The following is a 13,834-nucleotide window of genomic DNA, read 5'->3' on the forward strand; positions in this document are numbered from 1 at the left end:
AGAATAGCTCCGGCGACCGTCGGGAATGTATAACAAAAGGTGGGCACCATTTAGGTGCCCTCCTTTTTTATATTCACGAATCACGAATCCTTTCAATCCGCAATTCTTGCCCTGCCCGTATCGAAGTTCGTAATACTTTTGTAAAGAAAATGAAATGGTTGGTGGAAAGAAATTGGGGTATCCCAAAAATAGGCAGCAAAATCACTCAAGTACTTTTGGAGGAGATACAATTGAAATGGACAATGAATGAAGATAAAAAATGGTTGAAAGCGGGAGCGACAGCATTGCTCACGGCAGGTTTACTTGCCGGTTGCGTGGATGATGACGACGACGGAAATACGGATGTAGATGTCAATACTCCACCGCCGGTTGAAGTCTTTCCGGATGATGGAGTGGATGATACAGATATCAATGTGGATGTCGACGAAGATACGGATGCCAATATCGATAGTAACGAAGATGAGCCGATGAACAAGGATCAGGAATAATCGTAAACGTAAAAAGACAGGTTAGCCTCATGCTATCCTGTCTTTTTACCATTTATTCAGATGAACATCCCGGCAATAGCCGCGCTCAATAATGAAGCCAGCATCCCGGCAGCAACTGCACGGATGCCGAGCCGCGCGATGTCCGGGCGACGGCTTGGCGCAAGCGCCCCTAATCCACCTAGGAGAATGGCCAAGGAACTTAAGTTGGCAAAGCCGCATAAGGCAAAGCTGACGACGATGACAGTTTTAGGGCTAAGTGCCGGAATTTCCGGAGCGAATGCCGCATAGGCGACAAACTCATTCAACACCAGTTTCTGACCGATAAAACTACCCGCCGTGACCGCCTCGGACCACGGAACACCAATTGCAAAGGCGAGTGGTGAAAACAGGACGCCTAATATGCCTTCAAGCGTCAAGGACTCAAAGCCGAACCACTTCCCGACACCACCTAACATCCCGTTGACAAGGGCGATGAGCGCGACGAATGCCAATAACATTGCACCAACATTGAGCGCAAGTTTCAATCCGTCCCCTGCTCCACGCGCCGCTGCATCGATGACGTTGACCGATTCCTGATCTTTTTCCATTTCAAAATCGCCCACATCCGACTTTTCTGTCTCAGGGAAAAAGATTTTGGCCATCACCAGCCCTGCTGGAGCAGCCATAAAGCTCGCCGCGATCAAATACTCGAGCGGAACACCCAAAAGGTGATAACCTGCCAGGACAGAACCCGCAATTGACGCAAGACCACCCGTCATGACCGCAAAAAGCTCCGATTTGGTCATATTCGCCAAAAACGGCCGGATCACAAGCGGGGCTTCTGTCTGTCCGACAAAAATATTCGCAGCCGCCGATACGGACTCCGCCCTACTCGTTCCTAAGAGCTTCGATAGCCCGCCTCCAATCAATCGAATCACCCACTGCATAATGCCAAGATAATACAGTACGGAAATCAAAGACGAGAAGAAAATGATAATCGTCAGAACTTGGAAGGCAAAGACGAAGCCGAAACCTTCCGTATCCGCTGCCGGTCCAAATAAAAATGCAACTCCATCCTGCGCATAATTAATGACATTTTGCACTTTGTCAGAAAACCAAATTAAGCCGGCTTTCCCCGCTTCCCACTTCAGCACGATAAATGCAAACAATAGTTGAATAATCAAACCGCCGACAATGGTCCGCAAGTTGATCGATTTCTTTCCATTCGAGAAAAGGAATGCAATACCCAACACGACAATGATGCCGAAAACTCCCCACAATAAATTCACCAAAGACACCTCATTATATGGAAATTCTCCATTTGAAATTTTGTTTCTAGCACGCCAATTCACACAACAAAATGATGAATTTTATCGTCTGACGTCAGACAACTAAACGAGTTTACCAAACAACAAGTCATAAGTAAATGGTGATTAGGTAAATATCGGTTCATCTTTTCCGCGAACTTATGAGCTATCAGTATTCCACAACCCTTCTCATTTTACCCGTGAAAATGATTTAGAAAACACGAAAAACCCCAAACCAAAATGGTTCAGGGCGTTTCGCATTTCGTATAACAAAACTTGCGGAATCAGTTTATGCCTTTTGTTCAGACAATTGCGTGGACTTTTCCACTTGCTCTGCCACCGCAACTGATTTATTTTTGGAAGGAAGCATGTTGAAAAGTATATTCAAAACAATGGCAGCCATACTGCCCGCAACAATTCCATTGCTTGTTAAAATTCTCAAACCGGATGGCAATTGTGCGAAGATTTCCGGCACAACCGTCACACCAAGCCCCATTCCGATCGAACAAGCTATGATCATTGAATTTTCTTGGGATCCACTCATCACTTTACTCAACATTTTAATCCCTTGAGCAACGACCATCCCGAACATCGCGATCATAGCACCGCCTAGGACCGCTGTCGGAATGATGGTTGTCACCGCTGCGATTTTAGGGATGAATCCAAGCGTGATCAACATCAAACTTGCAATCAAAATCACTTTACGGGATCGGACACCCGACATTTGAAGTAAACCAACGTTTTGCGAGAACGCAGTGTATGGAAATGCATTGAAAATCCCACCAAGCACAATGGCAAGCCCTTCTGCACGGTATCCTTTTTCCAAATCCTGTTTCTTTATATCTCTTTCACAAATATCGCCAAGTGCAAAGTAAACGCCTGTCGATTCAACAAGTGATACCATCGCGACCAAACACATTGTCAAAATAGCCGACCACTCGAAAGTCGGGAAACCGAAGTAAAACGGCTGCACAATATGCACAACTGATGCTTCACGGACTGCTGCAAAATCGACAAGCCCCATAAAAGCAGCCGCAGCCGTACCTGCGATTAAACCAAGTAAAATAGAAATCGCTCGAATAAAACCGGTTGAAAATTTATAGACAAGGATAATGAAAAGTAATGTACCGAATGCTAACGAAATATTCGTAGTCGATCCAAAATCAGGCGCTCCCTGGCCCCCTCCCATATTGTTAATAGCAACTGGGATGAGCGTGATCCCAATGATCGTAACTACGGAACCCGTCACGACGGGCGGAAAGAAACGAACAAGTTGGCCGAAAAATTTACTGATAACAATGACGAAAATCCCCGATACGATGATCGCCCCGTAAATCGCAGAAATTCCGGACTCACCGCCAATTGCAATCATCGGTCCGACAGCGGTGAACGTACAACCTAACACCACCGGTAAACCGATACCGAAGAATCGGTTATTCATAATTTGAAACAGCGTAGCAACTCCGCACATTAAAATGTCGATGGAAACGAGGTAGGTCAATTGCGCTGTTGTTAAGCCAAGTGCTTCCCCTACGATCAAAGGGACAAGAATTGCACCTGCATACATGGCTAACACATGTTGAAGGCCTAACGCGGTTGACTGAATTGAATTTTTCACTCAGTAACGGCCTCCTCAACAAACTTAACTTCCCCGTTTTCTAGCGAAGCGATAATGGCAAGTGATTCCACGCGAATCCCTTGTTTGCGAATCATTTCCCCGCCAGGCTGAAATCCCTTTTCAATGACAATACCGACACCCGCAACTTTCGCTTCCGCTTGTTCGACGAGATCCAGAAGTCCAAGTGCAGCTTGTCCATTTGCAAGAAAATCGTCGATAATTAAAACCGTATCCTCTTTTTTCAGAAAATCTTTTGAAACGGAGACCTCATTTGTTTCACCTTTTGTAAATGAATGAACGCTTGCCGTATATAAGTGGTCAACCAATGTTAAGGATTTGCGTTTACGTGCAAAGACGACTGGCACGCCGAGCACTAACCCCGCCATCATGGAAGGCGCAATGCCGGATGATTCAAGCGTGAGGATTTTCGTAATGCCCTCCTCTTTAAATCGCATAGCAAACTCTTCACCTATCGCTTGCATCAAAGGCGGATCGATTTGATGATTCAAAAACGTATCCACTTTCAGCACCTGATCAGATAATACTTTCCCATCCTGTACAATTTTACTTTTCAACAACTCCACTAGTTCCTTCTCCCTTCCCATTTTCAAGTTCAAAAGACTTCAAGCTCAGAAGACATAAAAAAGCCCGATGATCCTGCATCCATTCATACCATGAGTGGAGCAAAATCATTCGGACTTCCCGACCGAAAGAAAAAACAAAAGAGTGCGTGCATTTTAGCTAGCACGCTTCTTTTATCCTCTTGCTACCCATAGTCGATTTGTTTACGGCAAATCGGTAGAAACTTGCAGACCCTATTTCTGCGATTATATGAGTGATTTGTATTAGAATGTAATTAGTATAGCATGCGTTGCGGAATTTACAATGTGTCGAAAAATAGAAAAATCATTCTTATAATTCTTTCTCTACCAAATCTTGCGGGATCGAGTGCTGAAATATGTTATTCTAATAGAAAATACTCGTTACTGGAGGCTATCGGTTTGTCTAACCCATATTCTAACTATCCATCTCGAAAATTGAAGTTTTCGCGAGAGAGCTGGCTATTGATCATTGGCATCGTCTTCATCGCCTCCACTTTACGATCCCCCTTAACGACTGTAGGTCCGTTAATCTCTTTCATCCGGGACAGCTTGACCATTCCTAACGTGTTAGCAGGTTTTTTGACAACCATTCCTTTACTTGCATTTGCTTTGATCTCACCATTTGCCCCGAAGCTAGCTCGTCGATACGGTCTTGAAATGACATTATTCATCTCTCTCATATTGCTGACTGGCGGCATCATCATCCGGTCATTCGGGAGCATACCGAACCTGCTTATCGGGACATTTCTGTTGGGCATCGCCATAGCCTTCGGAAATGTGCTGCTGCCCAGTCTGATCAAGCTTCACTTTCCACTGCAGCTCGGATTATTGACAGGCATTTATTCCGTAGCTATGAACTTGTCCGCGGCAATCGCAGTTGGACTGAGTGTACCGCTGGCGATCGACACGCCATTAGGCTGGAAAGGGGCTTTAGGAATTTGGGGGATTTTACCCTTCATCGCCCTGCTCATTTGGCTCCCCCAACTAAAGAAGAAGAAGAGTGACTCTATTGTTGCCCCTGATCGGCAGCGCTCGCTTCCCTTATGGAAATCACCACTTGCGTGGAGCATCACTATTTTCATGGGTCTACAATCTTTACTTTTTTACACGACGGCTGCCTGGATGCCTGAAGTGTTGAAGGCGCAAGGAATCGGGGCGGATTATGCCGGCTGGATGATTTCTCTTCAGCAATTTGCACAATTGCCGATCATGTTTCTCACTCCCATCCTTGCTGGAAAAGTAAAGGATCAGCGCATGATCGTAGCTGGCGTAGCCGCTTGCTATTTGCTAGGTTACGGAGGGGTTTTCATGGGAAGCAATTCCCTTGTCCCTTTATGGATGATTTTCATCGGCATTGGGGCTGGGGCCGCTTTCAGTCTCGCCATGATGTTTTTCACGCTACGTACCAGAACATCGCATGAAGCAGCGGAATTATCGGCTATGGCCCAGTCTTTCGGATATTTGCTTGCCGCAACCGGCCCGGTTCTTTTTGGCTCACTGCATGACTTAACGGGTGGATGGATTGTCCCTTTGCTGATTCTCCTCATCGGCTCTTTATGTGTTCTGCTATTCGGTCTGAAATCGGGGAAAGATGCGTTCGTTTTGCCAAAACAAAAATATTGATTATAGAGCAGTTTACACCCGCCTCCGTCCCGTTTTTCGGGTACGGAGGTGTTCTTTTTTTGTTTCATTTACTGTGACTCGGGTATTTTAGTTTCTAAGCACCAAAACTACTACTATCTTAGGAGGCAGTTTACGAATGGCAGATAAAAAATTTGTAGGAACATTCCAATCAGAAAATCAAGTGTTAAATAAGATTGAAGAGTTAAAGGCTGAAGGGTATTCGGAGGAAGATATCTATGTTGTCACAAATCATGCGGACTCGCTCTCTATCGTCCGCGGACAGACAGATGTCGAATTGAAGTCATCAGATGGAAACTGGTTGGACCGTTTCATCGCGTTCCTTAACGGAGATGAGCCAGTAAGAACAGCATTTTCCCGTATGGGCTTCACGGAGGAAGAATCCAACCGTTATTATAATGAAGTGAAAAATGGCAGCATCTTGTTGTATGTTGACCGCAATTACAGCGGCTTGTTCTATGATGAACAAACAAAATTTACAAACGGCTATACAGACCCCAACATCGGGGCCAACCTCTCAACGGATAGTACCATCTTAGGGGATGATCGCTTGAGTGTCGCTGCGGATCAGGAAGAGCGTCTAAGACTGCATGAAGAACGACTAAATGTGGACAAGGAACGGGTACAAGCGGGCGAAGTGAACGTTGAAAAACATGTCATTGAGGATGAACAGACGGTGGAAGTGCCCGTCACACGCGAAGAAGTGTATATCGAACGTCGCGCTGTACATGACGAGACGGCCGCGGGTGAAGTGTTCGATGATGGTGATCATATCCATATCCCGGTTATGGAAGAACGAGTGGAAGTGACCAAACGTCCGGTGGTCAGCGAGGAGATCATCGTGGGGAAACGCGAAGTACAGGATACACAAACTGTAAGCGAAACCGTACGCAGAGAAGAAGCGGACATCGACCGGACCGATGATACCTTGAATGAATACGGAGAAAAAGTGAATCGGGCCTCTGAAACGGATCGACTGTAAGACATTTCACTACATTTTTTCTTGAAAATATTGAAAACAGCTTCCGAATAACCATTTCGGAAGCTGTTTGCTCGTTTCATCATGACAGTAGTTTTGCTTTCCACCCATACGATGATTATTCGAAGAATGGGGTAACATATGGCGCTGTTTTAGCCAAAATCCATACGAGGAATAATACAACCGGTACATGGAAAATGAGTTGTAAAATGGAGTAGCCGGCAAGGTCTTTTGCTTTCACTCCTAACACGCCCAATAACGGTAGCATAAAGAATGGATTCACCATATTTGGAAGTGCTTCGGACGCGTTGTACACTTGTACAATCCACGCCATACTCACATTCAATTCTTTTGCAGCTTCCAATAAATACGGAGCTTCGACAATCCACTTCCCGCCCCCAGAAGGAAGGAAGAGACCTAACACAGCAGAGTAGATTCCGGCAATGAGCGGAAATGTGTTTTCAGTCGAAATTGAAAGAAAGAACTTGACCAATATATCATTCAACCCTGAATTCATTAGTATACCAAATATCCCCGCATAGAGAGGGAATTGAATGAGCACGCCACCAATTGCCGGTACTGAACTCGAAACCGAATTCAAGAAATTTCTCGGTGTCCAGTGCAACAGCAATCCTAACATTAACAGCATAAAGTTGTAGTTATTCAAATTCAGAGCAGCGATCGGCCCTGTTTCTGCAATGACCTTGACAATATAGATCATTCCGACGGCGACGAGTAAAATTGTTAGTATCGGGCTATATTCAAGCCATTCGCCAGGTCTTGTTGCTTTCTTCTTCTCCGAAGTACCTTTACTTCTATAATCAATACCAGCCATTTCAGCCGTCTTTGCTTTGTCTTTATTCGGCGCAGAAACGTAAGCAATCCATACCGATAAGCTGATTAACACGACAATCATGACTAAGTTTTGCCATGTGAAGATCGTTTGTGACATTGAAATCGTTCCACTAATTTCGTATAGTTCTGGAGGAATCGAAGCTTTTGTCGCCATCAGCAATGCCGCCGATGAGGAAAGCCCTAATGCCCAAACACTTCCGAGCCCAAGAAATCCGGCTGCCCCCATTGCACGGTAATCGACACCATCCAAGCGATTGCTAATTTCTTTAATGAGAATTCCACTAAATACTAAACTGAATCCCCAGCTGATCAAAGAAGTCGTCATTGAAAAAAACGCTACAAAAGCGACGGCTGTCTTTGGAGATTTCGGGATCCCTGCAAGCTTGACGATAAGTTTATGAATAGGTTTGGATGAAGCCACTACGTATCCTGTAATGATAATAAAAGCCATTTGCATCGTAAAAGGTATTAAGTCCCAATAATGTGTACCAAAATCAACGCCGATTTCAACTGGCGTCCGTCCCATGAATAAAGCAATGACAGATATAATGACAACTGCAATCGCAGCAAAAATATACGCGTCCGGGAACCACTTCTCACTCCAATTGGCGAGCGAGATCCCTAGGCGTTCCAAACGCCCTTCTTGTTCTTCCATTCTCTCTTTTTCTTTCAATTCATACACACCCTTTGCCATAGCTCGTTATAAAAGGGTTTGGTTCTTACACAAATCTTCTTCTTAACTTGAAGTGATTCCCAATCCCTGTTGTCAATTCTCTGTTGTATAAAATAGAGCGGGGGGGGGAGACAACTCATAAAGAGGTTCTTCCCCCGATCACATCGTTTCCAACTCAATTACTTCAAGATTCCGAATTATACTCGCATAATTCGCTACTCAAATCTCAATCTATTTCCCCATCAATCCCATCACATTTAATAGTATGGGGTCCTTTTATTTAGAAACTATTGAATCTCTTTCAGTTTCTTTCACAATTTACTTCGTCACAAGTTCCTGAGAAACGGTGAAGTCGGCTTCCGTCTTTTCTTTCACTTCATCCACTGTGACGCCTTCCATCGTCTCAATCAGCACCATACCTTCTTCGGTAAAATCAAATACCGCCAAGTCCGTAATGAGTCGATGGACAACCCCTTGTCCTGTCAGTGGTAACGTACAAGCTTTCTTAATTTTCGATTCGCCATGTTTGTTGACATGCTCCATGATGACGATGACTCGTTTCGCTCCATTGACAAGATCCATCGCACCGCCCATACCTTTCACCATCTTGCCTGGAATCATCCAGTTGGCTAAGTCCCCATTTTCGGCGACTTCCATCCCTCCCAGAATGGCAAGATCGATATGGCCACCTCGAATCATCGCAAATGATTCGGCACTATCAAAAAATGAAGAGCCCGGCTTTGTAGTAATCGTTTCCTTCCCAGCATTGATCAAATCCGGATCTTCTTCACCTTCCACCGGATATGGCCCTATGCCTAACAGTCCATTTTCCGATTGCAACAACACGTTAAAATCGGTTGGAATTTCATTAGCAACAAGCGTTGGCATCCCAATTCCCAAGTTGACATTCATGCCATCTTCAATTTCCTGAACTGCCCGTTTTACAATTGTTACGCGTACATCTTTCATCATGCTCAGCCCCTTTACAAGTCTATTTACAAGCGTTACAAGTTATTCGCCTACTATCTTCCGATCCCTAGGCCTTGATGACAGTCCGACGTTCAATACGCTTTTCATAATTGGTTCCGAGTAACAACCGCTGGACATAAATGCCCGGCGTATGAATTTCATCAGGGTCAAGCTCCCCAGGCTGTACAATCTCTTCCACCTCTGCAATTGTAATTTTCCCAGCCATCGCAGCGAGCGGATTAAAGTTGCGGGACGTTTTTCGATAGACCAGATTCCCGAGTGTGTCCGCTTTCCATGCTTTGACAAGTGCAAAATCCCCTACGATTCCTTCCTCTAGTAAATAGGTTTTGCCATTGAATTCCTTCGTTTCTTTCCCTTCGGCAATCGGAGTGCCTACACCTGTTGCAGTATAAAAGCCCGGAATCCCTGCTCCTCCTGCTCTCATGCGCTCAGCAAGCGTCCCTTGCGGAGTCAATTCCACTTCCAACTCACCGCTTAAAAACTGCTGTTCGAAAATCTTGTTTTCCCCTACATAGGAAGCGACCATTTTCTGAATCTGTTTATTCGCTAATAGGAGACCAAGTCCCCAATCGTCAACACCACAGTTGTTGCTGTAGACCGTCAAATTCTTCGTTCCTTTTTCGCACAGGGCTTCAATGGATTTCTCCGGTATGCCGGATAATCCAAATCCCCCCACAATGAGGGATGCACCATCACGAATATCTGAAACCGCTTCCACAAAAGAGTCCATTACTTTGCTCATCCTATCTCCTCCTTTTACATCCTTATAAGATAGTTTACATTTCATCCGATTATAAGTAAAATACATAAATAGAATGATAACTATTCGAATATTGAATAATTAGGAGGGATAAGTTGGAATTTCGTGATGTAAAGGCTTTCATCGAAGTGGCAAATCATCTTGGTTTTACAAGAGCTTCGGAACATTCACATCTTTCACAGCCTTCGTTAAGCAAAGCTGTAAAAAAACTCGAAGAGCAATTAGGTGTTGAACTTTTTGATCGTTCCACAAGACATCTCCTCTTAACGGATGCCGGAAAAATTGTTTATCAACAAGGACAACAAGCTCTTGCTTCACTCCAAGCTTTGCCCGCACTGCTACAAGAGTTGAATGACGGGACAACTGGCGAGATCAGAATCGGAATTCCTCCACTGATCGGTACACTTTTTTTCCCACAGATTGCACGTACTTTCCATACGCACTATCCAAATATAAAACTTGAGCTTTTCGAACACGGAGCCCTTTTAATCGAACAGCTTGTGGAAGAAAGCCAGATTGACGTCGGGATCATTGTACTGCCAACCGATAAATCTATCTTCCATACCTATTCATTTATCAACGATGAATTTCTATTATATATTCGTAATGATCATCCGCTTGCCAATCGGGTTGCCGTCGAACTTATTGAGTTGAAAGATGAACAATTCATTCTGTTCTCCAAAGGTTTTGCTTTACATGAACATATCATTAACGCCTGTACAGATGCTGGATTCATCCCTTCCGTATCCTATGAAAGTTCACAATGGGATCTCATATTGGAGTTGGTCGCTTCTAATCTCGGCATCGCGCTTTTGCCTAAATCAATAGCCGAAAAACAAAATAACCCGCTGATTCAAACAATCCCACTCCGATCGACTTCACTCCTGTGGAAATTGGGTGTCATTACGAAAAAAAATGGCTATCATTCGTTTGCGCTAAAGAAATTTATTCAACTATTTACAGACAAAGAACTGATTTCTTTCGAAGAATAATTTCTTTTTCCATACTATCAATTACACCTTAGCGTAATTGCGTCCAGATTTTGAATCGAGCTTGCTCGCGTCTAGTCTTCGGGCGCCAGGAGCTCGGGCCATAAGTCAAAGTTGCTCTGTGGCAAAAAGCCGCCACGCTGCATCTTCGCCTTATGACTGTCGCCCTTCGCTTTTGAGAGATTGACTCCTTTCAAAATCTGTGACATCCGCGGGCCTACAGGATGTAGGTCATGCAATCGTTTCGAATCGAACAGCTAAGGGTTCAATTTGCCTTAATTTCTGCAATCTTTACAGAAATTAAGGCACTTTCCTTTTAGGACGTCGCGCACTTAGACTGCCTTCCATTATTCGTTCAGCGGGCGTTTGGACACCCGCTGAACAGGTAACAAAATCGGCATTCATCTCGACACCTACAGAGGTGGGAGTCTTATGCTGAATGAAGATAAACATAAAACGGAAGTCCCGGAGACTTTCGTTTTAACATTTACCTCAATCTAAATCGATTTCCAGTGCGATCGGACAATGATCGCTGCCCAATATTTGTGAGTGGATTTCAGCCTTTTTCAATGAAGGGGCAAGCCGCTCTGACGCGATGAAATAATCAATGCGCCATCCGATATTGCGTTCCCGAACCTTATTCATGTAAGACCACCACGTATAGGCGCCTTCCTGCTCGGGATGAAAATGTCGATACGTATCGATGAATCCTTCTTCCAGCAGTTTCGTCATTTTGCCGCGTTCTTCGAAAGTGAAGCCTGAGTTCCCGATATTGGATTTCACATTTCGTATGTCGATCTCCTCGTGAGCCACATTCAAATCGCCACATAAAATGACCGGTTTCTTCGCGTCCAGTTGTTTCAAATACGCACGCATCGCCTCTTCCCATTCCAAGCGGAAAGGCAACCGGGCCAAATCGCGCTGGGCATTCGGTGTATACACATTGACCAGAAAGAACTGCGGGAATTCCAACGTCAAAATCCGGCCTTCCTCTTCTACTTCGGAATCACCGACACCATATTTGACAGCAAGCGGTTCTTCTTTCGTGAACACAGCCGTTCCGGAATAGCCTTTCTTCACGGCGTAATTCCAATACTGATAATACCCTTCCAGCTGTAAATCAATTTGTCCTGCTTGTAATTTTGTTTCCTGCACGCAAAAAATATCCGCATTTACTCTCTCAAAATAATCCAGAAACCCTTTGCGCACACACGCTCTTATGCCATTTACATTCCACGAAACCAGCCTCATACCACTTAAACTCCTCTTCTCCATACTTCTCTCAAACCCATCATATCAAAAAAAGAAGAGGAAGGAAACGTACATTCCCTCCTCCTTTTGCAACGACATACCGAAAAAGCCTTATCTATTGACCCATATAACCTGTTACGGTATCAATCAATAATAGGGGATCACCGGTGTAGATTTCATAGACCGTTGTCCCTTCCTGCCAGATAATCGAATTGGCCGCAGCGCCATTACTATTCATATCGAACATTCCGGCTCCGTTATCATGCGGTGCGGGGAGCAATTGGCTTTCCAATTTCCCGACAACCTGCTTCGCCAATTCAATCATTTCTTCACGACCATTTCCGTTATTATGATTGCGGACTGAAAATGACCAACGACCTTCGTGCCAAGTGAGAAATACACTTCCCGCTCCGGCATCCATATGACCCGTAATCCCATATCCGAGATCCGTTTCTTCCGCTCCATCCACCAGCGGTTCATAATTAACTTTTGCCTTCGCACTCTCCGCCGACTCAAACTTCGTCCCGTTCACAATCATATAAGGATGTGCATCTTGCAGTAAAGGATCGTTTACCGCGACCGGCACATTCGTGACATAGAAGTTCACTTCATAACTGCTGGCATTCGAATCGGTCGCAGCCGTCAAATAGCCTTCATTTGTCAACACTTCGTCCGGTATCTTCACCTCCACATCCGTCTGAATCGCGGCTTTCACTTCTTCTAAAATCTCTTCATAAGTCTGTGCAACAGGTTTGGGATCGGTACCGCTGTCCGTCTCCGTATTTTCCACCACTTCATCTGGCTTCTCTGTTTCTGGTGGATCTGTTAGGTTATGGTCTTCACCTGTAGACGGATTACACGCCCCGAGGACGAAGAGAATCCCCAACATTGTCATGCTCGCACGTTTTCGAATCATCATACCGCCTCCCTTATGTAACAACAATTCGCTATGCTCTATCTTATACCCTTCTCTTCTTCCCCTAAATCTTTTTAGACATGAAAAAAGGTCCATCATTTCAAATTGATGGACCTCTGACAATCGGATTTGTTATGCCAGTTGTTCAATGGAATGGTTAATGAGCATCGGGAAATACTCTACGTACAGCGTCCGAAAACTCTTCAAAAAACCCTTCCACTGGCTCACCTGCTCGGATTTTTTCGCCATAATCAGTCGTTTGTTTAACAAAATCTGGATTGGTCGACACATAGACATTGTTAAAGTCCTGGTTCCCTTTTCGAACATGTTCTGCGATTTTGTTTTCTAACTCCTCTGTTCCTTCAACGCCTTCCTTCAACACAACAGCCACATAGGCATTGGCATTTGTGACGAGGACGTTAGCGCTTTCCACTTCTTCCATCCCCGCCACATCATCTGCGACTTGATCTGCCACTTCAATTTTATGGTCATTGGTTGCATTCATATCATTCGATGCATTGTTGTTTGCATTGTCCTCATTTACCTGTTTATCCGTCGTGTTTGTTTCTACGTTCGCATTTTGGTCATTTGTGACGGCATCATTATTGTCCTTTTTATTCGTAGCACACCCGACCAATAAAAAAATGAGAAGCAAAGCCATCGGTATTTGCAACATCTTCTTCATTAAAAATCCTCCTTCAATAAGTCTGTGAAGGTAGCATGGTCCGCTTCTGTTTTTTTATGTATTCGCGCATTAAAAAAGGAATTCCTCCGGTCGGAGGAATT

General features: G+C 44.6%; 13 protein-coding genes and 1 riboswitch. Of the genes, 4 read left to right on the top strand and 9 right to left on the bottom strand.

The window, feature by feature from the left end; translation table 11 throughout:
- The first annotated feature begins 230 nt into the window (after positions 1 to 230).
- Positions 231 to 488, top strand: a complete 258-nt coding sequence (locus tag ACFPRA_RS05400; protein ID WP_381431506.1) for a hypothetical protein — start codon at positions 231 to 233, stop codon at positions 486 to 488.
- A gap of 56 nt (positions 489 to 544) precedes the next feature.
- On the opposite strand, the gene ACFPRA_RS05405 is transcribed toward ACFPRA_RS05400, so the two are convergent.
- The 3 genes from ACFPRA_RS05405 to ACFPRA_RS05415 all read right to left on the bottom strand — a co-directional run bounded on the left by ACFPRA_RS05405 (position 545) and on the right by ACFPRA_RS05415 (position 3,976).
- Entirely contained in the window at positions 545 to 1,756 is a 1,212-nt protein-coding gene (locus ACFPRA_RS05405) for a NupC/NupG family nucleoside CNT transporter (protein ID WP_381431508.1), read from the bottom strand.
- 307 nt (positions 1,757 to 2,063) lie between these two features.
- Positions 2,064 to 3,380: a nucleobase:cation symporter-2 family protein gene (locus tag ACFPRA_RS05410; RefSeq protein WP_381434748.1), complete on the bottom strand. Its 1,317-nt coding sequence runs from the start codon at positions 3,378 to 3,380 to the stop codon at positions 2,064 to 2,066.
- Positions 3,381 to 3,388: 8 nt separating this feature from the next.
- Entirely contained in the window at positions 3,389 to 3,976 is a 588-nt protein-coding gene (locus ACFPRA_RS05415; protein WP_381431510.1) for a xanthine phosphoribosyltransferase, read from the bottom strand.
- Positions 3,977 to 4,145: 169 nt separating this feature from the next.
- Positions 4,146 to 4,247, bottom strand: a riboswitch (purine riboswitch).
- A 146-nt stretch (positions 4,248 to 4,393) separates the two neighbouring features.
- Between ACFPRA_RS05415 and ACFPRA_RS05420 the strand changes: the two genes are divergently transcribed.
- Positions 4,394 to 5,617 (top strand): CynX/NimT family MFS transporter, encoded by a 1,224-nt coding sequence (locus ACFPRA_RS05420; RefSeq protein ID WP_381431512.1) that lies wholly within the window; start codon positions 4,394 to 4,396, stop codon positions 5,615 to 5,617.
- A gap of 136 nt (positions 5,618 to 5,753) precedes the next feature.
- A complete protein-coding gene (locus ACFPRA_RS05425; RefSeq protein ID WP_381431514.1) occupies positions 5,754 to 6,617 on the top strand; it encodes a YsnF/AvaK domain-containing protein in 864 nt (287 codons plus the stop codon).
- 115 nt (positions 6,618 to 6,732) lie between these two features.
- On the opposite strand, the gene ACFPRA_RS05430 is transcribed toward ACFPRA_RS05425, so the two are convergent.
- From ACFPRA_RS05430 to ACFPRA_RS05440, 3 genes are all read right to left on the bottom strand, one after another.
- Positions 6,733 to 8,142, bottom strand: coding sequence for a short-chain fatty acid transporter (locus ACFPRA_RS05430; protein WP_381431516.1), 1,410 nt, complete (start codon positions 8,140 to 8,142; stop codon positions 6,733 to 6,735).
- Between the two features lie 318 nt (positions 8,143 to 8,460).
- Complete coding sequence (locus ACFPRA_RS05435) at positions 8,461 to 9,111, bottom strand: 3-oxoacid CoA-transferase subunit B (protein WP_381434751.1); 651 nt, start codon at positions 9,109 to 9,111, stop codon at positions 8,461 to 8,463.
- A 67-nt stretch (positions 9,112 to 9,178) separates the two neighbouring features.
- A complete protein-coding gene (locus ACFPRA_RS05440) occupies positions 9,179 to 9,874 on the bottom strand; it encodes a CoA transferase subunit A (protein ID WP_381431518.1) in 696 nt (231 codons plus the stop codon).
- Between the two features lie 113 nt (positions 9,875 to 9,987).
- Between ACFPRA_RS05440 and ACFPRA_RS05445 the strand changes: the two genes are divergently transcribed.
- Positions 9,988 to 10,884, top strand: coding sequence for a LysR family transcriptional regulator (locus ACFPRA_RS05445; protein WP_381431519.1), 897 nt, complete (start codon positions 9,988 to 9,990; stop codon positions 10,882 to 10,884).
- A 489-nt stretch (positions 10,885 to 11,373) separates the two neighbouring features.
- Here the strand turns inward: ACFPRA_RS05445 and ACFPRA_RS05450 are convergent, their stop codons facing one another.
- The 3 genes from ACFPRA_RS05450 to ACFPRA_RS05460 form a co-directional block, all read right to left on the bottom strand.
- On the bottom strand, positions 11,374 to 12,132 hold the full coding sequence (locus ACFPRA_RS05450) for an exodeoxyribonuclease III (protein WP_381431520.1): 759 nt from the start codon (positions 12,130 to 12,132) through the stop codon (positions 11,374 to 11,376).
- 115 nt (positions 12,133 to 12,247) lie between these two features.
- A complete protein-coding gene (locus tag ACFPRA_RS05455) occupies positions 12,248 to 13,048 on the bottom strand; it encodes a hypothetical protein (RefSeq protein ID WP_381431522.1) in 801 nt (266 codons plus the stop codon).
- A 157-nt stretch (positions 13,049 to 13,205) separates the two neighbouring features.
- Positions 13,206 to 13,733: a YhcN/YlaJ family sporulation lipoprotein gene (locus ACFPRA_RS05460; protein ID WP_381431524.1), complete on the bottom strand. Its 528-nt coding sequence runs from the start codon at positions 13,731 to 13,733 to the stop codon at positions 13,206 to 13,208.
- Between the last annotated feature and the right edge of the window lie 101 nt (positions 13,734 to 13,834).

Source organism: Sporosarcina soli (assembly GCF_042655805.1).
In the GTDB taxonomy this organism is placed as follows: domain Bacteria; phylum Bacillota; class Bacilli; order Bacillales_A; family Planococcaceae; genus Sporosarcina; species Sporosarcina soli.